Below are 24,887 nucleotides of genomic sequence, written 5' to 3' on the forward strand. Positions count from 1 at the left end.
GTCTGTTGCACTGCGCAAGGGCGCGCCGGCTGACACGGCCGCGGGTTCCCGCTCGGCTACAGTCCGGGACACCTATGAACTCACCCCAACTCCAGCGCGGCGTGTTCCTCGCCCTTCTCGCCGCCGTGACCGTCGCCTTCCTCTGGGTGCTGATGCCGTTCTTCGGCGCGGTGCTGTGGGGCGTGGCGCTGGCGATCCTGTTCACGCCGCTCTACAAATGGCTGCTGAAGAAGATGCGCGGCAAACCCAATTTCGCGGCGCTGTCGACGCTGGCCATCTGCCTGTTCATCGTGATCCTGCCGCTGGCCATGGTGGGCGTTTCGCTGGTGCAGGAGATCGCGCTGGTCACGCAGAACATCCGTTCGGGCCAGATCAACTTCGCGGCCTACTTCCAGCAGATCCTCGATGCCTCGCCGCAATGGCTGCTGAACCTGGTCGAGCGCTTCGACCTCGGCGACATGGCGGCATGGCAGGCGCGCATCTCGGCCATCGCCGGGCAGGCCAGCCAGATCATCGCAAGCCAGGCGCTCGCCATCGGCCAGAACACCTTCGACTTCGTGGTCAGCTTCTTCGTGATGCTGTACCTGCTGTACTTCCTGGTGCGCGACGGCGCGACGCTGTCGAAGACCATGCGCGACGCCGTGCCGCTGGCCAAGCCGCACACGCACTACCTGCTGAACAAGTTCACCACCGTGATCCGCGCGACGGTGAAGGGCAACGTGGCAGTGGCCATCGCGCAGGGCACCATCGGCGGGCTGGCCTTCTGGTTCCTCGGCGTGCAGGGCGCGCTGCTGTGGGCGGTGCTGATGGCCTTCCTGTCGCTGCTGCCCGCCGTGGGCGCAGCGCTGATCTGGGGGCCGGTGGCCATCTACTTCCTGGCCACGGGGCATTTCTGGCAGGGCGGCGTGCTGATCTTCGTGGGCGTGTTCGTGATCGGCCTGGTCGACAACATCCTGCGCCCCGTGCTGGTGGGCAAGGACACGCAGATGCCCGACTACATCGTGCTGATGTCGACCATCGGCGGCATGGCGATCTTCGGCATCAACGGCTTCGTGATCGGGCCGGTGATCGCGGCGCTGTTCATGGCGGCGTGGAGTCTGTTCGCGGACTCGGGGCACGTGGGCGTGGAGCACGAACCGGCCGAAAGTTCAGAACGCGCGGAAAGCCTCAAGGACAGGAAAAGGGGCTGAGGCACGGGCGGGTGCGAGCCCGCCTGCTCCCCGCCGCGTGCATTTCGCGCGCGCAATCCTGCATTCCGTCGCATGGCGCTGGGCACAGCGGGTGGCCTGCGAGATCGTCGGGCCTCCAACTTCCAGAGGCCCCGCCATGCAACCTCCCGCCCTCCTGTCCCGCCCGGCCGTGCGCGTACTGTGCACCGCCGCGATCCTTGCGCCTTTCTCGCCATTGGGCGCCCTTGCCGCCGACCTGAGCCTGAGCGTCGCCGACGGCCCCGCCGCCGATGCCACGCTCTACGTCGCGCTGTACAGCGACGCCGCCGGCTACGCCGACAGCAAGTCGGTGGCCGCGCAGACCGTGCCGATGCAGGCCGGCAAGGCCCGCCTCGTGTTCGCGGGCCTGGCACCGGGCCGCTACGCCTTGCGGGCATTCGCCGACGAGAACGGCAACGGCAAGCTCGACACCAATCTCATGGGCATGCCGACCGAGCGCTACGGCTTCTCGAACGATGCCAAGGGCAACCGCGCCGCGCCTGATTTCGAGGCCGCTGCGATCCGGGTCGACGCCGATCTCCAAACCATCATTCACCTGCGCTGAGGCAAGCATGGAACGACGCGAACTCCTGCGCCTGCTCGCATCCGCCGGCGCCCTTCCGCTTCTGGCACCGCTGGCGCGCGCCGCGGGCACCGACGACTGGCAAGCCCAGTACGAAGCCTCCGGCGCCCCCTGGAAGATCGGCTTCGCCACGCCGCCAGACGACATGCCGCTCACCCGCGCCACGGTGCGCGGTCGCTTTCCCGACGCCGTGGCCGGCACGCTGTTCCGCATCGGTCCGGCCGGGCACGACCTGGGCGGCGAGCGCTACCACCACTGGTTCGACGGCGACGGCATGGTGCATCGCCTCGCGATCGAAGGGACCGACGTGCGGCACCAGGGCCGCTATGTCGCCACGCCCAAGCGCGTGGCCGAGGTGAAAGCCGGCCGCCGGCTGTTCGAGGCCTTCGGCACCATGCCGCCGGGCGTCGAGCCGCCGACCTCGGCCGACAGCATCAACGTCGCCAACACCAGTGTGCTGCCGATGCAGGGCGAGGTGCTGGCGCTCTGGGAAGGCGGCTCGGCCACGCGCATCGACGCGCGAACGCTGGAAACGCTGGGCCTGAAAACCTGGCGCGCCGACCTCGCGGGCATGCCCTTCTCGGCCCACCCCAAGGTGGACTCGGACGGCACGGTCTGGAACTTCGGCGTCAGCTCCGGCCAGGGCCTGTTGGCGCTGTACGAGATCAGCTCCGAGGGCACGTTGCGGCGCGCTGCCGTGGTGCCGGTGGCCGACATGCCGATGGTCCACGACTTCGCCGTGACCGAGCGGCATCTCGTGTTCCTGATGCCGCCACTGGTCTACGACGGCAAGCGCAAGGAGGCCGGTGCGAGCTTTCTCGATGCCCACGTCTGGCGGCCCGAGCTCGGCATGCGCGTGCTGGTCGTCGACAAGCAGAACTGGGAGCGGCGCCAGCTGCTGACGCTGCCTGCCGGCTTCCTGTTCCACGTCGGCAACGCCTGGGAAGAAGTCACGCCGCGCGGCACGCTGATCCACGTCGACTATGTGCGCTCGGACAACGCCGACTCGGTGTTCACGAGCAGCCGCGAAGTGATGCGCGGGCGCCGCGTGAAAAGCACCGAGCCGTATCTGACCGTCGCCACGCTGAACCTGAGCACGGGCCAGGCCACGCAAACGGCGCTGGCGCAGGACGCCGAGTTCCCGCGCATCGATCCACGCCGCGTGGGCCTGCGCCACCGCCATGTGGTCCATGCCACGCAGATCCGGCGCGATCTGCCGGGCTTCGGCGCAATTGCACGCACCGATGTCGAGACCGGCCGCAGCCAGCGCTTCAGCTACGGCGCGCAGGCCATCGTGGAAGAACACGTCTTCGTGCCGGACGGCTCGAAGCCGGGCTGGGTGCTGGGCACGGCGCTCGACTTCGGCCGGCAGAAAACCGTGCTGTCGTGCTTGGCGGCGGATCACCTCGGGGCAGGGCCGGTGGCACAGGCCACGCTGCCCTACGCACTGCCGTTGGGTTTGCACGGGGCCTTCGTGCCTGCCTGACGAGGGATGTGCTGTCTATAGTCCTTTGTGGCCGCACGTCGTGATTGTTCGGGGTGCGATCACGCCGACGGGGTACCTTGCTCCGCGAATGTCCCCCGGCCTGCGGCCTCCTCCTTTATTTCGCTGCGCAAGGCACCCCATCGGCGTGATCGTTGGACAGAGCGGTCGTTGATCGGCTGTACACCAGCAGCGCGTCCAGTGCTCAGGGCACCGGGTGCTCCCCGCAGCGAAATAAAGGAGGAGGCCGAAGGCCGGGGGACATTCGCGGAGGGGAGTACCCGGTGGCCTGTGCACGCGCCCTGAACAGCCCGCGAAACAACGCCTCAGCTCGCCCACCATCCTTCGTCGAAGCGCCCTTGCAGGAAGGCAACAAAGCCCGACACCTTGCCCGGCACCAATTTGGGCGAAGGAAAGACGGCATGAATCTCCTGCTCGGGCAGCGCATGGTCGCCAAGCACTTCGCGCACCTTGCCCGTGGCGAGCGAGTCGCTGGCCACGTAGCGCGGCATCAGCGCAATGCCCAGCCCGTCGCGCGCCGCGGCCAGCACGGCCGAGAGGTTGTTCGAGCGGAAACGGCCCGACACCGGCACCGTGACCGGCTCGCCCCTGGGCGTGTGCATGCGCCAGAACTCGTCGCCCACCACGCTGCTGTAGATCAGCGCCACATGCGCGCTCAAGTCCTGCGCGCGCTTGGGCGTGCCGTGCTTCTTCAGGTAGGCCGGCGACGCCACCATCGCCCAAGGATTGACGCCCAGGTAGCGCGCGCCCAATGACGAATCGGCCAGCTTGCCCATGCGGATCGCGACGTCGATGCCCTGCGCAATCAGGTCCACGTAGCGGTCCTCGAAGCTCAGGTCGAGCTGGACCTGCGGATGCCGGCTCATGTATTCGAGCGCCAGCGGCACCACCACGCGCCGCCCGAACGCCACCGACGTGCCCACGCGCAACAGCCCCTGCGCCTGGTTCTGCAGCAATTGCACGATGCTGTCGGCCTCCTCGGCCTCGCGCACGATGGTCTTGCATTTCTCGTAGTAGAGCGCGCCCGGCTCGGTGAGGCTCACGCCGCGCGTGTTGCGGTTGAGCAGCCGCACCTTCAGCCGCTCCTCGGTGGCGGCGATCTGCTTGGTCACGGTGGGCTGGGTGGTGTTGAACTCGCGCGCGGCCTTCGAGAAGCTGCCGGTCTCGACCACGCGAACGAACATTTCCATTGCAAGCAATCTGTCCATGGGCCGGATGGTAGTCACTTATTCCAACCTGGAATAGGTTATATGGTCCGCAGCCGTCTTCTTGGAATTCGCCCCGCTTCCTACAGTGAGCGCATCCCAAAGGAGACTTAGATGGCAAAGATGACAGCGGTCCAGGCCGCGGTTCTGGTGATGGAGAAGGAAGGCGTGACGCAGGCCTTCGGCGTGCCGGGTGCGGCGATCAACCCGATGTATTCGGCGCTGCGCCAGCGCGGCAGCATCGCGCACATCCTCGCGCGCCATGTCGAGGGCGCCTCGCACATGGCCGAGGGCTACACGCGGGCCGTGGCCGGCAACATCGGCGTGTGCATCGGCACCTCGGGCCCGGCGGGCACGGACATGATCACGGGCCTGTACTCGGCCTGGGCGGATTCGATTCCCATCCTCTGCATCACCGGCCAGGCGCCGCGCGCACGGCTCTACAAGGAAGACTTCCAGGCGGTCGACATCGAGTCGATCTCCAAGCCCGTCACCAAGTGGTCGGTCACGGTGCGCGAGCCGGGCCAGGTGCCGCAGGTGTTCCAGCAGGCCTTCCACCTGATGCGCTCGGGCCGTCCGGGCCCGGTGCTGATCGACCTGCCCTTCGACGTGCAGATGGCGCAAATCGAGTTCGACATCGACAGCTACGAACCGCTCAAGCCCTACAAGCCCGCCGCCACGCGCGCGCAGATCGAGAAGGCCATCACGATGCTCAACGCGGCGGAGCGCCCGTTGATCGTGGCCGGCGGCGGCGTCATCAACGCCGATGCGTCCGACCTGCTGGTGCGCTTCGCCGAAGCCACCGGCGTGCCGGTGATTCCCACGCTGATGGCCTGGGGCGCGATTCCCGACGACCACCCGCTGATGGCCGGCATGTGCGGCCTGCAGACCAGCCACCGCTACGGCAACGCGACGATGCTCGCGAGCGACTTCGTGCTCGGCATCGGCAACCGCTGGGCCAACCGCCACACGGGCTCGGTCGATGTCTACACCAAGGGGCGCAAGTTCGTGCACGTGGACATCGAGCCCACGCAGATCGGCCGCGTGTTCACGCCCGACTTCGGCATCGTCTCGGACGCCAAGGCCGCGCTGCAGTTGTTCGTCGAAGTGGCCGAGGAAATGAAGGCCGCAGGCCGCCTGCCCGACCGCCGCGACTGGGCCAGGCAATGCATCGAGCGCAAGAAGACCATGCTGCGCAAGACCAACTTCGACGACGTGCCGATGAAGCCGCAGCGCGTGTACCAGTGCATGAACAACAACTTCAGCAACGACACCTGCTACGTGAGCACCATCGGGCTCTCGCAGATCGCGGCCGCGCAGTTCCTGCACGTGTACAACCCGCGCCACTGGATCAACTGCGGCCAGGCCGGCCCGCTGGGCTGGACCATTCCGGCCGCGCTCGGCGTGCGCGCCGCCGCCCCGACGCGCAAGATCGTCGCGCTCTCGGGCGACTACGACTTCCAGTTCATGATCGAGGAGCTGGCCGTGGGTGCGCAGTTCAAGCTGCCGTACATCCACATCGTGGTCAACAACTCCTACCTCGGCCTGATCCGCCAGGCGCAGCGCGGCTTCGAGATGGACTACTGCGTGCAGCTCGCGTTCGACAACATCAACGCCGGCCCGGACGCCGGCATCGAGAGCAGCTACGGCGTGGACCACCTCAAAGTGGTCGAAGGCCTGGGCTGCAAGGCGATCCGCGTGAACAGGCAGGAAGAGATCGCACCGGCCATCCGCCGCGCCGAAGCGCTGATGGCGGAGTTCAGCGTGCCGGTGGTGATCGAGGTGATGCTGGAGCGCGTGACCAACATCGCGATGGGCACCGAGATCGACAACATCACCGAGTTCGAGCCGCTGGCCGAGACGCTGGCCGATGCGCCGACTGCCGTCGCGGCCCTGCTCGATTGAAGAGAAAGAAAGAAGGGAACCGACATGCCCAAGTTCGCAGCCAACCTCACGATGCTCTTCACCGAGCTTCCCTTCATGCAACGCTTCGAGGCCGCCGCCAAGGCGGGTTTCGAAGGCGTGGAGTACCTCTTCCCCTACCCCTTCGAGAAGAAGGAACTCGCTGCCGCCCTGCGCGACAACGGCCTGCAGCAGGTGCTGCACAACCTGCCCGCCGGCGACTGGGACAAGGGCGAGCGCGGCATCGCCTGCCACCCCGACCGCACGGGCGAGTTCGCCGAAGGCATCGCCATGGCGATCGACTACGCGACGGCGCTCGGCTGCCCGCAGGTCAACTGCCTCGTCGGCAAGGTGCCCGCGGGCGTGACCACCGAGGCCGCGCACAAGACGGTGGTCGCGAACCTGCGCCTCGCCGCACGCGAACTCGAAACGGCCGACCTGCGCCTGCTGATCGAGCCCATCAACACCTTCGACATTCCGGGCTTCTTCCTCACACGCACCGACCAGGCGCTGGCGCTGATCGACGAAGTCGGTTCGGCCAACCTGCGCGTGCAGTACGACATCTACCACGCGCAGCGCATGGAAGGCGAACTGGGCAACACGCTCACGAAGCAGCTGGCGCGCATCGGCCACATCCAGCTGGCCGACAACCCGGGCCGCGGCGAGCCGGGCACGGGCGAGATCAACTACCCGTGGCTCTTCCGGCACATCGATTCGCTCGGCTACGACGGCTGGATCGGGTGCGAATACAAGCCCCGCGCCTCCACGGTCGAAGGCCTGGGATGGCGCCAGGCGCTCACCCAACAGCAATAAGCATCGAACAAGGAAACAGAGACATGACAACCCAGCAAAAAATCGGATTCATCGGCCTCGGCATCATGGGCGCGCCCATGGCGGGCCACCTGCTCGACGCGGGCTATCAGCTGTTCGTGAACACGCAGGGCAACACGCCCGAGCCCTTCATCTCGAAGGCCACAATCTGCGCCTCGGCAGCCGAAGTGGCGCGCCAGGCCGACGTGATCTTCATCATGGTGCCCGACACGCCCGACGTGGAAAAGGTGCTGTTCGGCGAGCCGGGAACGCACGGCGTGGCCGAAGGCCTGAAGGATTCGCGCGGCAAGATCGTGGTGGACTGCAGCTCCATCGACCCGATTGCCACCAAGGGCTTCGCCAAACGCATCGTCGCGCTCGGCGCCGGCTACATCGACGCGCCGGTCTCGGGCGGCGAAGTGGGCGCCAAGGCCGCCAGCCTCACGATCATGTGCGGCGGCGACGAAGGCACCTTCGAGCGCGTGAAGCCGCTGCTCGACAGGATGGGCAAGAACGTGACGCTGGTGGGCGGCGCGGGCGACGGCCAGGTCTGCAAGGTGGCCAACCAGATCATCGTGGCGCTGAACATCGCGGCCGTGGGCGAGGCACTGGTGTTCGCCTCCAAAGCCGGCGCCGATCCCGCCAAGGTGCGGCAGGCGCTGATGGGCGGCTTCGCCAGCTCGCGCATCCTCGAAGTGCACGGCGAGCGGATGATCAAGCGCACCTTCGCGCCGGGCTTTCGCATCGCGCTGCACCAGAAGGACCTGAACCTCGCGATGCAGAGCGCGCGCTCGCTGGGCGTGGCGCTGCCGCAGACGGCGAACGCGGCGCAGCTGATGAACGCCTGTGCGGCCATGGGCTACGGCCAGCTGGACCACTCGGCGCTGGTGCGCGCGCTCGAAGCGCTCGCGCAGCACACGGTGACCCCGGACTGACCAGGCACTCCCCCAGGCTTCGCGCACTTCGTGTCGCTTCTCCTTCCCCCTCGCCGGGGGCAACACCTGCGGCCCGGCAAAGCCGGTTCCGCGGTGTTCCTCGGAAAGAATCAGGTCTTGGCGGCTTCGAGCGACTCTTTCAGGTTGCGTCGGCGCCATGCCCAGGTCTTGAAGGCCTGCGGCAGGATGCCGAGGCACGACGCGTAGTAGGTCACCTTGAAGCCCCAGAAGCGCGGCCCGATGGGCGTGTCGCGGAACAGGTCGCCGGCCAGGATGGACAGCATCGCCTCCTGCATGCGCCAGACGTTGCGCGGGTTCATGAACAGGCGGCGGATGGCCGGCGAGGTGATGCGGTAGATGAACCACGAGAACATCCTGGGTCCGCGCTTCATCACCTTCTCGTAGTGGCGGAAGGCCTTCTCGGCCTCCTTCGCCTCGCCCTTGAGCCAGTGGTCGGCCGCGGTGGCGGCCTCGAAGCCGCTGTTCATCGCCAGGTACACGCCCGAGGAGAACATCGGGTCGACGAAGGCATAGGCGTCGCCCACCATCATGAAGCGGTCGCCGCGGCAGAACTTGGAGTCGTAGGCGTAGTTGCCGGTGGAGGTGGCGCCTTCCATCAGCGTGGCGTTCTTCAGGCGCGCGGCCAGCTTGGGCGCGAGCGCGATGGTTTCCATCAGGAACTCTTCGAGCGAGCCCTTGCGGCGCTTGAAGTAGGCCGGCGAAGCCACTGCGCCAACGCTCACGGTACCGTCCTTCAGCGGGATGTACCAGAACCAGCCGTGGTCGAACCAGAACAGCGTGATGTTGCCCTCGAAGCGGCCCGGCCGGCGCTCGGCGTTGGCGAAGTGGCCGTACAGGGCCGCGCTGGCGTGCTTGCGGTTGCGCTGCTTCGCGTCGAACTGGTTCGACAGCAGGGTGTCGCGCCCGCTGGCGTCGATCACGAAACGCGGGCGCCAGGTGGTTTCGGTGCCGTCGTCGGCCTTGACCTTGACCAGCGGGCGCTTCTCGCCGCCGGTGTCGGCGTCCATGTCCACGCCGGTGACGCGCCGGCCCTCGAAGGTGCGTGCGCCGCGCGCGGCGGCGTGGCGGAACAGCAGCTCGTCGAACTCCGAGCGGCGCACGTGCACCGCGTACGGAAAGCTCTTGTCCATCGCCTCGCCGAAGTTGAAGTGGCTGCTGTGGTCGTGCCAGGGCGAAACGAACTCGGCGCCGTGCTTGCGAATGCCGATGGCCTCGACCTCTGTGCGCACGCCCAGCCGGTCGAACAGCGGCATGTTCATCGGCAGCAGCGACTCGCCGATGTGAAAGCGCGGATGCTGCGCCTTCTCGATCAGCACCACGTCGTGGCCCTTGTCCGCGAGCAAGGCGGCCACAGTGGAGCCCGAAGGGCCCCCGCCAATGACCACGACATCGGGGTCGTTGCCGGTGAAAGGTCCTGATGTCATGCGTTGTTGCCCCTCGTTGTGGTTTTATCGCTGTTGGCGCTACCCCGGGGCCAGCACCAGCCAATCGCAAGCCGTGAGCCCCCGCAGGTAACGATCGCGCAGTTTAGCCAACCGGCCGGCCAACTCCATCACGCCGAAGATATGGATTCAGGCGTTTTCGGCATTCCCCCTGTACAAAGGGGCCGCGCTTTTGCGGTAGCCTCATTGCCCGTCAGAAACAAGGAGACTTTCATGGCTGCACCCCTTTCCCCCGCAGAAGAAGCACTTCGCGAGGCAGCGCGCGAATACCACCGCTCACCCGTCAAGGGCAAGATCTCGATCACCCCGACCAAGCCCCTGCTGAACCAGCGCGACCTGTCGCTGGCCTATTCGCCGGGCGTGGCCTATCCGTGTCTCGACATCGCCGCAGACCCCGCCACGGCCTCCGAATACACGGCGCGCGGCAACCTGGTGGGCGTCATCACCAACGGCACCGCCGTGCTCGGCCTGGGCGACATCGGCCCGCTGGCCGCCAAGCCGGTGATGGAAGGCAAGGGCTGCCTGTTCAAGAAATTCGCCGGCATCGACGTGTTCGACATCGAGCTGGCCGAGCGCGACCCCGACAAGCTGGTCGAGATCATCGCGGCGCTGGAGCCCACGCTGGGCGGCATCAACCTCGAGGACATCAAGGCGCCCGAGTGCTTCTACATCGAGAGGAAGCTGCGCGAGCGCATGAACATCCCGGTGTTCCACGACGACCAGCACGGCACGGCCATCATCTCGGCCGCAGCCCTCCTCAACGGGCTGGAGCTGGTCGGCAAGAAGATCGAGGACGTGAAAATCGCCGTCTCGGGCGCGGGCGCCGCAGCCATCGCCTGCCTCGACGTGATGGTCGGCCTGGGCGCCAAGCCGGCCAACATCCACGCCTGCGACTCCAAGGGCCTGATCTACATGGGCCGCGCGGGCGGTTTCGACGAATCCAAGGCGCGCTACGCCCAGAAAGACACCGGTGCCCGCACCTTGGCCGACGTGGTGAAGGACGCCGATGTGTTCCTGGGCTGCTCGGCCCCCGGCGTCATGAGCGCCGAGATGGTCAAGACCATGGGCACGCAGCCCATCATCCTGGCGCTGGCCAACCCCGAGCCCGAGATCCGCCCCGAGCTGGCCAAGGCCGTGCGGCCGGACTGCATCATCGCCACGGGCCGTTCGGACTACCCGAACCAGGTCAACAACGTGCTGTGCTTCCCGTACATCTTCCGCGGCGCGCTCGACTGCGGCGCCAGCAAGATCACCGAAGAGATGAAGCTGGCCTGCGTGCGCGAGATCGCCGAGCTGACCAAGGCCGACATCAGCGAGGAAGTGGCCACCGCCTACGCCGGCCAGGAGCTGGCCTTCGGCCCCGACTACATCATTCCGAAGCCCTTCGACTCGCGCCTGATCCTGCGCATCGCGCCGGCCGTGGCCAAGGCCGCCGCCGCCTCGGGTGTCGCGACGCGCCCGATCGAGGACATGGACGCCTACCGCCAGCACCTGACGCGCTTCGTCTACCAGACCGGCATGTTCATGCGCCCGGTGTTCAGCGCCGCCAAGATCGCCACCGCCAAGCGCGTGGCCTACGCGGAAGGCGAAGACGAGCGCGTGCTGCGCGCCGCGCAGTGGGCGGTGGACGAAGGCGTGGCCCAGCCGATCCTGGTGGGCCGCCCTGCCGTGATCGAGGCGCGCATCAAGAAGGCGGGCCTGCACATCCGCGCGGGCACCGACTTCGAGATCGTCAACCCCGAGGACGATCCGCGCTTCCGCACCTACTGGGAGAGCTTCCACAAGATCATGGGCCGCCGCGGCGTGACGCCGGAGGCCGCCAAGACCATGGTGCGCCGCTCGAACACCACCATCGCCGCGCTGATGCTGCACCTGGGCGACGCCGACGCGATGATCTGCGGCCTGGTCGGGCGCTTCGACGTGCACCTGGAGCACATCCGCAACCTGATCGGCCTGAAGCGCGACGCGCCCGGCTTCGCCACGCTGAACGCGCTGACGCTCGACAAGGGCACGATCTTCATCACCGACACCAACGTGAACGAAGACCCGAGCGCCGAGATGCTGGCGAGCATCGCGGTGATGGCCGCCGAGGAAGTGCGCCGCTTCGGCCTGCCGCCGAAGGTGGCCTTCCTGTCGCACTCGAACTACGGCACCTCCAGCCGCGCCTCGGCCCGCAAGATGCGGCTGGCGCGCGACCTGTTCGCGCAGTTGGCGCCCGACATCGAATGCGACGGCGAGATGCACGGCGACGCGGCGCTGTCGGAAGACGTCCGCCGCACCGCCCTGCCCGAGACCACGCTGAGCGGCGAAGCCAACCTGCTGGTGTGCCCGAACCTCGATTCGGCGCACATCCTCTACAACGTGCTGAAGATGACCGGTGCCAACGGCATCACGGTCGGCCCGGTGCTGCTGGGCGCCGCGAGCTCGGCGCACGTGCTCACGCCGTCGTCGACGGTGCGCCGCATCATCAACATGACGGCGCTGGCGGTGGCGAAAGTGACCGTCGACAAGTAACCACCGGGCCATCCGGCGGGCGAACTGCCCGCCTTCGGTGCCAAAAACGCGGCAATGCCGCGTTTTTGCATTTGGGAGGTGCAGATGGCGCACCGCATCGATCCACCGGGAGGGTTCGCACCAATCGCGTGCGGGCACCGTTTTTGCTTGAATGCCGAAGCATTCACATCACGGATACCGCATGAACAAGCGCCAACTGCTCCAGTCCTTCCTCGCCGCTTCGGCCCTCAGCTTCGGCCTCTCACCGGCCCTTGCCCAGAGCCCGACGCCGATCAAGTTCCAGCTCGACTGGCGCTTCGAAGGACCGGCCGCGCTGTTCCTGCATCCCGCCGCCAAGGGCTACTTCAAGGCCGCCGGGCTCGACGTGAGCATCGACGCGGGCAACGGCTCGGGCGGCACCGTCACGCGCGTGGCCTCGGGCGCCTACGACATGGGCTTTGCCGACCTCGCGGCGCTGATGGAGTTCCACGCCAACAACCCCGACAGCCCCAACAAGCCGGTCGCGGTGATGATGGTCTACAACAACACGCCGGCCTCGGTCATGGCGCTCAAGAAGAGCGGCATCACCAAGCCCGCCGACCTCGCCGGCAAGAAGCTCGGCGCGCCGGTGTTCGATGCCGGCCGCCGCGCCTTCCCGATCTTCGCGAAGGCCAACAACATCGGTCCCGTCAACTGGACCGCCATGGACCCGACGCTGCGCGAGACCATGCTGATGCGCGGCGACATCGACGCCATCACCGGCTTCACCTTCACCTCGCTGCTCAACCTCGAGGCGCGCGGCGCCAAGGCAGCCGACATCGTCGTGCTGCCCTACCCCGACTACGGCGTGAAGCTGTACGGCAACGTGATCATCGCGTCGCCCAAGCTCATCAAGGAGAACCCGGAAGCGGTGAAGAAATTCCTCTCGGCCTTTGCCAAGGGCGCGAAGGAAGTCGTCGCCAACCCGGCCGTGGCCATCGAATCGGTGAAGGCGCGCGACGGCATCATCGACAGCAAGCTCGAAACGCGCCGCCTGCAGCTGGCCATCGACACCGTCATCAACAGCGCCGACGCGCGCGCCGAAGGCTTCGGCACGGTCAACGCGGGCCGCATGTCGCTGATGGCCTCGCAGGTGTCGGACGCGTTCGGCACCAAGACGCGCGTGAGTCCCGACGCGGTGTGGACCGCCTCGCTGCTGCCGCCGGCGGCCGAACTGAACATCCTGTCGAAGAAGTGATGGTGGACGCATCGCAGGACGCGACCGCACCCTTCGTCGACTTCCAGGACGTCTGGCTCGCCTACAACGAGGAGCTTCTTCGCGCCAACCACTTCGCGGTCGAGGCCATCGATCTGAAGGTCAAGCGCGGCGAGTTCATCGCCATCGTCGGCCCCTCGGGTTGCGGCAAGTCGACCTTCATGAAGCTCACGACCGGGCTGAAGATGCCGTCAATGGGCAAGATCCGCATCGACGGACAGAACGTGACCGGGCCGCTGAAGATCTCGGGCATGGCCTTCCAGGCGCCGTCGCTGCTGCCGTGGCGCACCACGGTCGACAACGTGCTGCTGCCGCTGGAGATCGTCGAGCCCTACCGCTCGAACTTCAAGGCCAAGCGCAAGGAGTACGTCGAGCGCGCACGCAAGCTGCTGCAGAAGGTGGGCCTCGCGGGCTATGAAGACAAGTTTCCGTGGCAGCTCTCGGGCGGCATGCAGCAGCGCGCGAGCATCTGCCGCGCACTCATCCACGAGCCCAAGATGCTGCTGCTCGACGAGCCCTTCGGCGCGCTCGATGCCTTCACGCGCGAAGAGCTGTGGTGCATCCTGCGCGACCTCTGGACCGAGCAGCAGTTCAACGTGATCCTGGTGACGCACGACCTGCGCGAATCGGTGTTCCTGGCCGACACCGTGTACGTGATGAGCAAGAGCCCGGGGCGCTTCGTGGTGAAGCGCAACATCGAGCTGCCGCGTCCGCGCGAGCTCGAACTCACCTACACCAAGGAGTTCACCGACATCGTGCTGGAGCTGCGCGGGCACATCGGCGCGATCCGCGGCAATGCCGCCGGCGCCACGGCGGCGGCGCACTGAGGAACGCGCCATGAAGAACACCAAGCAAATCGAACGCTGGTCGCCATGGCTGCTGCTCGTGACGGTGATCCTGCTGTGGCAGGTGATCTGCGCGGGCTTCGAGGTTTCGGACTTCATCTTTCCGAGCCCGCTGCGCATCTGGAGCCAGTTCTGGGAATTCAAGGAAATCATCGCGGGCCACGCGTGGCGCACCTTCTGGGTCACGATGGCGGGCTTCGGCCTGGCGATCGTGGTGGGCGTGCTGCTGGGCTTCGTGATCGGCAGCTCGCGCATCGCGTATGCGGCGATCTACCCGCTGATGACGGCCTTCAACGCGCTGCCCAAGGCGGCCTTCGTGCCCATCCTCGTGGTGTGGTTCGGCATCGGCGCGGGGCCGGCGATCCTCACGGCCTTTTTGATCAGCTTCTTCCCGATCATGGTGAACATCGCGACCGGCCTCGCCACGCTCGAGCCCGAGCTGGAAGACGTGCTGCGCGTGCTGGGCGCCAAGCGCTGGGACGTGCTCATGAAGATCGGCCTGCCGCGCTCCATGCCGTACTTCTTCGGCTCGCTGAAGGTCGCCATCACGCTGGCCTTCGTGGGCACCACGGTGAGCGAGATGACGGCGGCCAACGAAGGCATCGGCTACCTGCTGATCTCGGCCGGCTCGGCCATGCAGATGGGCCTGGCCTTTGCGGGCCTGATGGTGGTGGGCGCGATGGCCATGCTGATGTACGAACTGTTCAGCGTGATCGAGAAGCACACCACAGGCTGGGCACACCGCGGGTCGCAGAACCAGTAGGCCGCGCCGGATCAGGCGAGGTGCCAGCGTCGGCTGTGCTGCCCCTGCTTCGCGAACACATGGGCGAGGTGCTTCTTGACCGTGTTGACACTGATGCCGAGTCGCTCGGCGATCTGCTTGTTGGTCATGTCACGGTACATCAGCGACAGCACCTCGTTCTCTCGTGCGGTCAGTGTCATTGCAGGCGATATCGCACAGGACGCCGGCCGCCCGCCGGATGCCTTCAATCGCAGCACGGACAGATAAAGTGCCTGCAACACCGGCCCCGGGAAGCCCAGGGTGCCTGCCAGCACGGCATCCAGCGATTGCGCGAACTGCTCTGCGCTCGCGGCCCACTCGACGCAGCCGCGCGCCTGACTTCGGATCGCTGCATCCAGCCCGAGCATTGAGGGCTCCTCCCAGCCGAGGAGCCAGTCGGTGGCGGGAAAGCGTCGGCGCAGATCGTCCAATTTGTTGACTCTTTCCGGCGCAATCAACGCGATGTCCACCAGCAGCAGACGGGGCGCCTGCTGCAGGCAGCGCGCTTCCAGCTCGGAGATGCTGTTCATTTCCGCGTGCTCGATCCGGTACATCCGTCCGGCCGAGTGCCTCGAGGCCAACAGGACCAGCCCGAACAGCGTCGATGCGCGGCCCAGGCAGGTTGCGACGAGAACCGGAACACGGCTTTCGACCGCAGGGTACGGCGCAGGAGATGGAATCTCCAGGCAAGCTGGCTGAAAACAGCTCGATGTCCACAGCGCGGGTGGTGCAAATGGCGACAGCGGGCGGAAGTCTTGCGTGAACGGCCGCGAATCTACGTTCCACACAGGTTCCAGCCCAGCAGACGACTGTGGGGCTTCTGCCATGGCTTCCTCCGAAGCGCTTGTTTTGGAGGTATCCGGGAGGTAATGATAAAGACCGCGTCATCGTGCAGATAGGTCCGCGGCCCTCGCAAGGTATCAAAAGGTTAGGGGCATGACGGGCGCACGCCCGACACAGCGCGTCATCCTTTGGGTGACAACTTTTATCCTATGGACAGCGCGCCGCCTCGCGGTTCAGCATCCCTCCCTGCTGATACATGGACCTGACTGATTGCCAGCGAATGCGCATCGATCGGGTGCATCGACCTGTCGGCATTTTTTTCCAAACCGAGGAGTGTTTATGCCCGCGCTAAATCTGACGGCCGGCTCGACCGTCACTCTGGACGAATCCGCCAATTTGCAGAACCTTGCCGCTACTCCCGCTCCTGCCGGCGACAGTAACGACAATGACATCTCCGCAAGCTCGCTGCCGACGGCCTTCAGCAGCCGCCTGGCGGCCCAAAGTGTCGGCACCGCCATCAACGCCGCCTTGAGCGGCTATAACGGGACCAATACCGGCACCAACGCATTCACGTTCAGCATATCCGGCACAGTCACCGATATCTCCTTCACGGACGCGAACGGCGCTCCGCTCAATGGCTTCGACAGCGGTCTCAACACCGCTGACGGCGAAGACATCTTCCTGTACACCGATCCGACCAACAACAACATCGTTTACGGAAAGACGGCCCTCAATGTCGTCGTGTTCGCCGCCTACCTGGAGGAGACGGGAACCCCGGTGACCGGCGCCAAGATGTGGATGGTCCAGTATGAAGCGATAGCGAACCCCGATGCGACCAATCCCGACGATGCGGTCAACCTCCTGAACAAGGTCTTCGTCAGCGTCAGCCAGGATACGGAGTTCAACCTCGCAAACGCGCCATCCGGCCAGAACCTGTTCCTGATGTTCACGAAAGACAACCCGACGATCGTCAACGGCCGGATTTCCGACGTGTCGATCATCGCGACGGGCAAGGACCCGGCAAATCAGTCAGGCCCCAACCCCAACAGCACCGCCGACGACATCAACATCACGACCGGCGACACGATCAACACCAGCCAGGCCGGCGGGCCGACCACGTTCGGCACCAACAGCCAGATGATCACCGAGCAGGAAGGCATCCGCTTCACGTTCGTGACCGGCGCCAGGGCGGATGTCACCATTCCGAACCTGGACCAGAACGAGGCCGATCTGGAGTCGAACATCGACTTCACCGGCATGTTCGGAGCCAGGACCGCCGATTTCGACGTCGTGCAGTTGCAAAGCGGAAAGAGTGCCCAGGTCAAGGTCACCGCATACAGCACGGCAGTCGAGTCCGGCAACAGCTTCATCGACGGCTATGCGAACGACGCGATGATTTCGATCACGAGCGTGCGCGTGCTCGACTCCGTCACCGGAGCGGTTCTCGAAACCTTCTCGGGCGGCACCGAGGGCGGACAGAGTTCGACCATCGCCATCAGCATCACCAACGGCGTCGCGATGATCACCGGCGTCAAGGCCGGCTACTCGATCGAATACACGACCTCGGCGGACCACAACCGCGTACTCGTCGAAAACGGGGCGGCCCTCAATGCCTCGGGCAACACCCACGCCGACTTCGACATCGGGGGTTTCCGGCTGCTGCAGGTTTCCAATGCAACGGCAGAAGTCGGCTCCATGATGAACTTCGAGGACGACGGCCCGTCCATCGTGCTGGCGACGCCCACCGACACCGCGCTGCTCAACACGCAGGACGCCGACACCATCGGAACCAACACCGACTCCGCCACCCAGAACTTCGCGACCGCCTTCGGCACGACTTCGAGCAGCTTCGGCACCGACGGGGCGGGAACGACCGACTCGAGCTTCGCGCTCGGCGTGAAGACGCAAGGGGGAGATTCCGGACTCAAGAGCGATGGCGCGACCATCTACCTGTACCTGCTGGGCGGCAAGGTCATCGGTTCGACTTCCGCCACCGAGGCCGGCGTCGCAGCGGCCAATACCATCTTCGACCTGGCCGTGAGCACAACCGGTTCGGTCACGCTGCAGCAGTTCGCCGAAATCGACCACGCGCTGCCGGGTGCTTCATCGAACTACGCGGCGCAGCAGGCCACGCTGGCCGACGATCTGGTCACCCTGACCGATTCCGTGACGCTCACCGATCGCGATGGCGACACCGCCACCGATTCCAAGGTGCTCAACATCGGCGCGAACATCAAGTTCGACGACGACGGCCCGACGATCGTGCTGGCAACGCCCACCGACACGGCGCTGCTCAATACCCAGGACGCCCAGACCATCGCAGCGGCCACCGACTCCGCCACCCAGAACTTCTCGACGGCCTTCGGCGTGACGTCGAGCAGCTATGGCGCCGATGGAGCGGGCAGCACCACATCGACCTATGCGCTCGGCGTGGCAACGCAAGGGGGAGCTTCGGGGCTCTCGAGCGACGGTGCAAGCATCAAGCTGTACCTGATTGGCACGACGGTCGTCGGATCGTCCTCCGCCACCGCGGCCGGCATCACGGCGGCCAACACCATCTTCGACCTCACGGTGAGCGGGACCGGTTCGGTGACGCTGCAGCAGTTTGCCGAGATCGACCACGCGCTGCCGGGTTCTTCGTCGAATTACGCGGCCCAGCAGGCCACGCTGGTCGACACGTTGATCACCCTGACCAATGCCGTGACGCTCACCGACGGTGATGGCGATACCGCGACCGATTCCAAGGTGCTCAATATCGGCGCCAACATCAAGTTCGACGACGACGGCCCGACGGTGACCTCCATCTCCGACCTCAACGGAACGAACAACGCCCAGCCCATTGCGGGGACCTACAACATCTCCGTTGGCGCCGACGACGTGGACAACGCGTCGACCGACGGCATCGTGCTGAACAGCCTGACCGGAACGACCGGCGGCGGGCGGCCCATCACCGATGCAACCGTCTCGCACTTCGCCGAAGACGCCACGACGGTCACCTACAAGTTCGGCTTCAACTACTACCCCGGGCCGACGTCGACGACGACGCAGGCGGCAACGGGCACGGTCGTCTTCAACAAGACGGACGGCACCTTCTCCTTCGACCTGGATCAGGTCTTCGGAGGACAAACGACGTTCTCCACGAGTGCGCCGCTGGCATCCTTCAACTACGACACGGAAGGCAACAACTCGCCGGAGATCGTGGTCCAGAAATACAGCAACGACTTCTTCGGCGTGCTTTCGGCCAGGGCGTCCACGCCTCCGAGCGACTCCAGCGATCTGTTGGCGGGCAACAATCACGCGTTTGCGGCGGGTGAAACCTTCACCAGCGAGAGTGCCGGTTTCGTCAACGTCGCAACCAACACCCTCGGCGTGAACTCCGATACCGTCCAATCCGGCGAGTTGCTGAACTTCGACTTCTACAAGTCGAATCCGGTGAGCAACCCCAATCTGACGAGTCCACCGCAGCGCCCAGGGGCGGCCATCGTCGGTACGGACACGGCCTACGCCGACGCGATCAACATCACGATCGACCAGATCACGGACGGCGAGGATGTGGTTGTTCTGCTGAAGCTGTTCAAGGCGTCGGACAACACCACCACGACCAGGCTCCTGGTCGCCAACTCCGCGGCGGACTATCAATCGGCCGGAGGAGGCTTGAAGGTGGTCAGCATCGGCGAGGACGACTACGACAGCGCCAACTACCAGATCACGGGCGTGCAGGTCCTGAGCAGCACCGAAGAAATCACCGGCACGGGCATCAGCCTAACCGGGCATAACACGGTGAATCTGACCGCGACCGGCTCGAACTATGCCGATACGGCGGACAACGATGTGTTCAAGATCATCAAGATCGATGTGATCACATCGACGACGATCAATTCGGACGTGGACCTGAACTTCGTGGGTCAGGTGATCGATGGCGATGCCGACTTCGCGGGCTTCAACTTCGATGTCCACCTGGAGATCGACGGCGTGGCCAACCTGATAGGCACGACCCAGCAAACGGAAGCGATTGCGTAGCGAGTCCTGGCGCAAGGGGGCAGCAGAAATGCCGCCCCCTTCTCACCTGGCCTGTGCTCAGGCGTACTGATGTCGAACCTGCGAGGTGGTATGAAGCCTCAGGAAAAGTCTGGCGAATTGCGGCAGGCGGTGACAACGCTCCGCGCCTACTTCGTGCGGGCGGCCTGGTTCAGTGTTTGCTCCGGCCTTTTGCTGCTGGCTCCGAGCGGGTACATGCTGGAGGTGTATGGGCGAGTGGTGAACAGCCGCAGCACGCTCACGCTGGCCATGCTGACATTGCTGGTCCTGGCCGCTTACTGCCTGATGGAAATACTCGACTGGGCACGCGCGGAGGTGATGTACCAGGCCGGGCAGAAACTGGATCGGAAGATGCGGGACCGCGTGTTCTGCGCCATCTTCGAAGCGGGTCTCAAGCGGCTGCCGGGCGGGACCGTGCAGCCGCTCAATGACCTTCGAACCTTGCGGGAGTTCCTGTATTCACCGCCGTTGCTGGCGTTGATGGAAGCGCCGGTTTCGCTGGTCTTCGTGGGGCTGATGTTCGCCATCAGCCCTGTGCTGGGCCTGTCGGCCGTCGTGGGCTCGCTGCTGCAGGTGTTCGTCGGGTGGATCAACGACCGGAGCACGCGGCCGCCGCTGGTGTCGGCCAATCGCAGCGCGATCGAAGCGCAGCAGTATGCGGACGCCGCGCTCCGAAACTCGCAGGTCATCGAGTCGATGGGCATGCTGCCGGACGTCCATCGCCGCTGGATGGGCAAGCGACGCGACTTCCTGCAGCGCGAGGCCATCGCTTCGGACCGTGCCGGGGCCTATCAGGCCGTCAGCAAGTTCCTGCAGGTCGCCATGGGTTCCCTGCTGCTCGGCCTGGGTGCCTGGCTGCTGCTGAAGAACCAGCTCAACGGCGGCGCCGGAATGATGGTCGTCGGCTCGATCCTCGGCGGCCGGGCCCTGGCGCCGCTGGTGCAGCTCGTGACGCAATGGCGCGCGGTGGTGAATGCCTGCGATGCATGGCAGCGCCTGAACAGCCTGTTGGGCGTCATCGCCCAAAGACCGGACACGATGTCCTTGCCGCCGCCCAAAGGCGCGCTGCAAGTCGAAAGCCTCGTTGCCGGCGCTCCGGGCAGCGGTCCGGCCATTCTGAAGAACGTGGCCTTCGGCCTGGTGCCCGGCGAGGTGCTTGCCGTCGTGGGTCCTTCTGCCGCGGGGAAGACGACCCTGGCACGCCTGATCGTCGGCCTTTGGCCCGCGACGAGCGGCAAGGTGCGGCTGGACGGCGCAGACGTGTTCGCGTGGGACAAGAGCGAACTCGGCCCGCACATCGGCTATCTGCCCCAGGACGTGGAACTGCTCGAGGGCACGGTGGCCGAGAACATCGCGCGCTTCGGGGAGGTGCGGCCCGCGAAGGTCGAAGCGGCAGCCTTGGCCGTCGACCTGCACGCCTGCATCGCGAGCCTTCCGCTGGGCTACGACAGCCCGATCGGCCCCGAAGGGACCGTGCTGTCGGGCGGGCAGCGGCAGCGGGTCGCATTGGCACGCGCGATCTACGGCGAGCCCGCGCTGGTGGTGCTCGATGAACCGAATTCGAGCCTCGACGACGCCGGCGACGCCGCATTGGCGGCTGTCATTTCGAAGCTCAAGGCGCGCGGCACGACATTCGTCGTCATGACGCACCGCACCAGCGTGCTGGCCGTGGCGGACAAGATGCTGGTGCTGTGCGACGGCGCAATGCAGGCATTCGGCGCACGCGACGAGGTCCTGGCTGCGCTGCGGCAAGCCGGCGAGCAGGCGGTGGACCGGATGCGCAAGGCGGCCAACAGCCCCGTACCGAAGCCGCGCGATGCCGCAACCGCTGCGAGCGCCGCGCTTCAGGCGAGTCCACTGCCATGAAGAAACCTCCGCTCTTCAACCGCAGCGAACTGGGGCGCGCGCTCTGGGGTTTCCGCAGGGAGTTCCTGCTGGTCGGAATGCTGAGCTTCCTGACCAATCTGCTCATGCTCGCGCCGACCATCTACATGCTGCAGCTGTTCGACCGCGTGCTGGCCAGTCAAAGCGAACTGACCCTGCTCGCGGTTTCCTTGATCACGATGTTCCTTTTCTGTGCGCTGGCCTTGTCGGAATGGCTGCGCTCGCGCCTGCTGGTGCGGGCCAGCCTGCGCTTCGACCGGCAACTGAGCACCCGGGTGTTCAACGGGAGCTTTCAGGCCTACCTCGGCCAGTCGGCATCCACAGCGTCCAGGCCGTTCGCAGACCTGAACCAGATCCGCCAGTTCCTGACCGGCCTGGGCGTCTTTGCGCTCTTCGATGCACCTTGGGCGCCGATCTACATCGCGGTGATCTTCTTTCTTCATCCCTGGCTCGGCGTCCTGGCGCTTGGGTTCGCCCTGGTCCAGGCCGCACTGGCCTGGTTCGGCCAGAGGAAGACCGTCGCGCCATCGGAAGCGGCCCTGAAAGCCGCGAGCGAGACGATGAGCGACCTGCAGAGCAAGCTTCGGAACATCGAGGTGCTCGAATCGATGGGCATGGTCACCAACCTGCAAGAGCGCTGGAATCGCCAGCACGCGGCCTGCATGGACAAGAGCGCGTCCGCGCACGGCTTTGTCAATCGCGTCGCCGGCTGGAGCAAATTCATACGCTACAGCCAACAGTCGCTCGCGCTGGGGGCGGGCGCGCTGCTGGTGATCGATGGCCAGTTGTCGGCAGGCGCCATGATTGCGGCGAATGTGCTGATGGGCCGTGCCCTCGCGCCCATCGACCAGCTGCTCGGCGCGTGGCGAGGGTTTGTCTCCTGCCGTGCCGCACTCGAACGTCTTGAGAAACTGCTGGCCGACTTCCCCGAGCAGGCGCCTGTCCCTGCCCGAGCCGCGCCCACCGGCGAGATCAGCCTGCAAGGCGTCTTTGCGGAGGCCGCAGGGCGCATGGCCCCGATCCTGAAGAACATTTCATTCGCGGTCCCCGCGGGAACCGTGGTCGCGGTGTTGGGACCTTCCGGCTCGGGCAAGTCCACGCTGGTGAAGGTGATGGTCGGAATCTGGACGGCGTCCCGTGGCGCGGTGCTGCTCGACGGCGTGCCGGTCCGGGGCTGGAATCGCCTCGAGCTGGGCCCGCATCTTGGCTATTTGCCGCAGGACGTCGAATTGTTCGGGGGCTCCATTGCCGAGAACATCGCGCGGCTCGGCGAGGTCGATTCGCGCAAGGTCATCGAGGCGGCATCCAGCGCCGGCCTGCACGAGACGATCCTGCGCTTTCCCAAAGGCTACGACACCCCCATCGGGGACGCGGGGCGCCTGCTTTCCGGGGGACAGAGGCAGCGCATCGGGCTGGCCCGGGCGCTCTATGGCGCCCCATCGCTCATTGTTCTGGACGAGCCGAATGCCAATCTGGACGATGCCGGGGAAGCAGCGCTGCTGCGAGCCATACGGGAGCTGAAGGCCAAGGGGACAACAGTGTTCCTGGTGACCCACCGTCAGGGCGCGGTGGCCGTGGCCGACCGCCTCATGGTTCTGGGCGATGGCGAATTGACGGCGGACGGACCACGCGATGCCGTGCTCGCGTCTTTTCGTCGCCCTCGGCCCGACGTGCGACCGGCGGCCTTGGTGCAGTCGGCCTGATCCGGCGCCGTCCTGTCCTCGATTCATCTCGCAGGGAGTTCCAAATGGCCAAACCGAATCTTCTCAGAGACGTGAGTTCCGTCCCCTCGCCGATCGAGGACGATCGATCGCAAGATGCCAATGGACTCGGAAACGAGCTTGGACGCGCAGGGCGAATCGGCGCATGGGCCTTGGTCGCAGGGTTCGGCGGGTTTCTGCTGTGGGCCGCATTTGCTCCGCTGGACGAGGGCGTGCCGAGCCAGGGGCAGGTCGCCATCGACACGAAGCGCAAGGCGGTCCAGCACCAGATCGGAGGCATCCTCAAGGAGGTGCGGGTCGGCGAAGGCGATCAAGTCCAGGAAGGCCAGTTGCTGTTCAAGCTCGACGACGCCGCGGCCAGGGCGAGCTTCGAAACCGTGCGGCAGCGCTACCTGGGGTTTCGCGCCATACAAGGCCGCCTGCTGGCCGAGCAGGGGGGACAGGACATCATCGAATTCCATCCGGACTTGCAGGCGGCTGCCACGGACCCGCTGATCCGGCAACAGATGTTCAACCAGGAGCAATTGCTCAGGTCGCGCCGCGCCGCCTTGCGCGCCGACCTGCAATCGATCGAAGAGAACATCCAGGGCCAGCAAGCGTTGTCCCAAGCCTACGCGAGCATGTTGAGCAGCCGCCGAACCCAGCTTTCGCTTCTCGACGAGGAACTGACCCAGACACGCAAGATGGTTGCCGAAGGCTATGTCCCGCGCACTCGCCAGCTGGAGATGGAACGCCAGGCAGCGGAATCGAGCACCTTCATTGCCGAGCTCATCGGCAACATGGGCCGGGCCCGGCGGTCGGTCGCGGAGCTTCGCCAGCGTGCCATCGCCAGGCAGCAGGAGTACCACAAGGAAGTGGAGACGCAGCAGGCGGAAGTCAGCCGCGAGGTGCTTGGAGACTTCGAGAAGTTCCTCGCCTTGCGGGACGAACTGGGCCGCACCGAGATCCGCTCGCCCGCTTCGGGCCAGGTGGTGGCGCTGGTGGCGCAGACCGTGGGCGGCGTGATCGCGCCGGGGCAAAAGCTGATGGATGTGGTGCCTGCCAACGAGCCCTTGCTGCTTGAAACAAGAGTGCCACCCCATCTGATCGACCGCGTCCACGCCGGCATACCGGTGGACGTGCGTTTCTCGACGTTTGCCCATTCTCCGCAGCTCGTGGTGCAGGGCCGGCTGGTTTCGGTATCCGGCGATCTATTGACGGACCCACAGACCAACACGAGCTATTTCCTCGCGCGGGTGGCGGTGACGCAGGAGGGCCTGAGGAAGCTGGGCAAACGCTCGCTGCAGCCGGGTATGCCGGTCGAGGTGGTCTTCAAGACGGGGGAACGCTCGCTGCTCGTCTACCTCCTGCACCCGCTCACCAAGCGCGTCGCAGCCTCCATGAAGGAAGAATGACCAGTAAAGAAAACACGGCTTCCGGGTCACCGCACAGGTGGCCCTGGACTACTGTTCAATCGTTCACGTGCGGCTTGGCACGA

Annotated in this window: 17 protein-coding genes; 14 read left to right on the plus strand and 3 right to left on the minus strand. The window is 65.8% G+C overall.

Features of this window, described 5'->3' with window-relative positions:
* Nucleotides 1-74 precede the first annotated feature (74 nt).
* The 3 genes from ACEOAB_RS20730 (at nt 75) to ACEOAB_RS20740 (ending at nt 3,277) form a co-directional block, all read left to right on the plus strand.
* Nucleotides 75-1,190, plus strand: coding sequence for an AI-2E family transporter (locus tag ACEOAB_RS20730; protein ID WP_056593404.1), 1,116 nt, complete (start codon nt 75-77; stop codon nt 1,188-1,190).
* A gap of 136 nt (nt 1,191-1,326) precedes the next feature.
* A complete protein-coding gene (locus ACEOAB_RS20735; RefSeq protein ID WP_413750768.1) occupies nt 1,327-1,773 on the plus strand; it encodes a DUF2141 domain-containing protein in 447 nt (148 codons plus the stop codon).
* A gap of 7 nt (nt 1,774-1,780) precedes the next feature.
* Nucleotides 1,781-3,277: a carotenoid oxygenase family protein gene (locus ACEOAB_RS20740; RefSeq protein WP_413750769.1), complete on the plus strand. Its 1,497-nt coding sequence runs from the start codon at nt 1,781-1,783 to the stop codon at nt 3,275-3,277.
* Between the two features lie 323 nt (nt 3,278-3,600).
* On the opposite strand, the gene ACEOAB_RS20745 is transcribed toward ACEOAB_RS20740, so the two are convergent.
* Nucleotides 3,601-4,503, minus strand: a complete 903-nt coding sequence (locus tag ACEOAB_RS20745; RefSeq protein ID WP_413749094.1) for a LysR family transcriptional regulator — start codon at nt 4,501-4,503, stop codon at nt 3,601-3,603.
* Between the two features lie 111 nt (nt 4,504-4,614).
* Here ACEOAB_RS20745 and gcl point away from each other — a divergent pair, with 111 nt between their 5' ends.
* From gcl to ACEOAB_RS20760, 3 genes are read left to right on the plus strand one after another with little or no spacing between them, the layout of a single operon-like run.
* Complete coding sequence (gcl, locus tag ACEOAB_RS20750; RefSeq protein WP_495653090.1) at nt 4,615-6,405, plus strand: glyoxylate carboligase; 1,791 nt, start codon at nt 4,615-4,617, stop codon at nt 6,403-6,405.
* Between the two features lie 24 nt (nt 6,406-6,429).
* Nucleotides 6,430-7,215, plus strand: coding sequence for a hydroxypyruvate isomerase (gene hyi, locus ACEOAB_RS20755; RefSeq protein ID WP_413749092.1), 786 nt, complete (start codon nt 6,430-6,432; stop codon nt 7,213-7,215).
* Nucleotides 7,216-7,238: 23 nt separating this feature from the next.
* Nucleotides 7,239-8,147, plus strand: a complete 909-nt coding sequence (locus tag ACEOAB_RS20760) for a 2-hydroxy-3-oxopropionate reductase (RefSeq protein ID WP_056593422.1) — start codon at nt 7,239-7,241, stop codon at nt 8,145-8,147.
* 110 nt (nt 8,148-8,257) lie between these two features.
* On the opposite strand, the gene ACEOAB_RS20765 is transcribed toward ACEOAB_RS20760, so the two are convergent.
* Nucleotides 8,258-9,592, minus strand: a complete 1,335-nt coding sequence (locus ACEOAB_RS20765) for an NAD(P)/FAD-dependent oxidoreductase (protein WP_413749091.1) — start codon at nt 9,590-9,592, stop codon at nt 8,258-8,260.
* 231 nt (nt 9,593-9,823) lie between these two features.
* Between ACEOAB_RS20765 and ACEOAB_RS20770 the strand changes: the two genes are divergently transcribed.
* The 4 genes from ACEOAB_RS20770 (at nt 9,824) to ACEOAB_RS20785 (ending at nt 14,966) form a co-directional block, all read left to right on the plus strand.
* Nucleotides 9,824-12,124 carry an NADP-dependent malic enzyme gene (locus tag ACEOAB_RS20770; protein ID WP_413749090.1) on the plus strand — a complete coding sequence of 767 codons (2,301 nt, stop codon included), beginning with the start codon at nt 9,824-9,826 and terminating at the stop codon, nt 12,122-12,124.
* Nucleotides 12,125-12,305: 181 nt separating this feature from the next.
* Nucleotides 12,306-13,340 carry an ABC transporter substrate-binding protein gene (locus tag ACEOAB_RS20775; RefSeq protein ID WP_413749089.1) on the plus strand — a complete coding sequence of 345 codons (1,035 nt, stop codon included), beginning with the start codon at nt 12,306-12,308 and terminating at the stop codon, nt 13,338-13,340.
* Entirely contained in the window at nt 13,340-14,185 is an 846-nt protein-coding gene (locus tag ACEOAB_RS20780) for an ABC transporter ATP-binding protein (RefSeq protein ID WP_413749088.1), read from the plus strand. The genes ACEOAB_RS20775 and ACEOAB_RS20780 overlap by 1 nt, the downstream gene beginning before the upstream one ends.
* A gap of 10 nt (nt 14,186-14,195) precedes the next feature.
* Nucleotides 14,196-14,966 (plus strand): ABC transporter permease, encoded by a 771-nt coding sequence (locus ACEOAB_RS20785; protein WP_413749087.1) that lies wholly within the window; start codon nt 14,196-14,198, stop codon nt 14,964-14,966.
* Between the two features lie 11 nt (nt 14,967-14,977).
* Here the strand turns inward: ACEOAB_RS20785 and ACEOAB_RS20790 are convergent, their stop codons facing one another.
* Nucleotides 14,978-15,811, minus strand: a complete 834-nt coding sequence (locus tag ACEOAB_RS20790) for a helix-turn-helix transcriptional regulator (RefSeq protein ID WP_413749086.1) — start codon at nt 15,809-15,811, stop codon at nt 14,978-14,980.
* 295 nt (nt 15,812-16,106) lie between these two features.
* Between ACEOAB_RS20790 and ACEOAB_RS20795 the strand changes: the two genes are divergently transcribed.
* The 4 genes from ACEOAB_RS20795 to ACEOAB_RS20810 all read left to right on the plus strand — a co-directional run bounded on the left by ACEOAB_RS20795 (nt 16,107) and on the right by ACEOAB_RS20810 (nt 24,804).
* Nucleotides 16,107-19,787 (plus strand): beta strand repeat-containing protein, encoded by a 3,681-nt coding sequence (locus ACEOAB_RS20795; RefSeq protein WP_413749085.1) that lies wholly within the window; start codon nt 16,107-16,109, stop codon nt 19,785-19,787.
* 90 nt (nt 19,788-19,877) lie between these two features.
* On the plus strand, nt 19,878-21,671 hold the full coding sequence (locus ACEOAB_RS20800; protein WP_413749084.1) for a type I secretion system permease/ATPase: 1,794 nt from the start codon (nt 19,878-19,880) through the stop codon (nt 21,669-21,671).
* Nucleotides 21,668-23,392, plus strand: coding sequence for a type I secretion system permease/ATPase (locus tag ACEOAB_RS20805; RefSeq protein ID WP_413749083.1), 1,725 nt, complete (start codon nt 21,668-21,670; stop codon nt 23,390-23,392). Before ACEOAB_RS20800 ends, ACEOAB_RS20805 begins: the two co-directional genes overlap by 4 nt.
* A 44-nt stretch (nt 23,393-23,436) precedes the next feature.
* Nucleotides 23,437-24,804, plus strand: coding sequence for an HlyD family type I secretion periplasmic adaptor subunit (locus ACEOAB_RS20810; protein WP_056593449.1), 1,368 nt, complete (start codon nt 23,437-23,439; stop codon nt 24,802-24,804).
* Nucleotides 24,805-24,887 lie beyond the last annotated feature (83 nt).

The organism is Variovorax sp. Varisp53 (assembly GCF_059491555.1).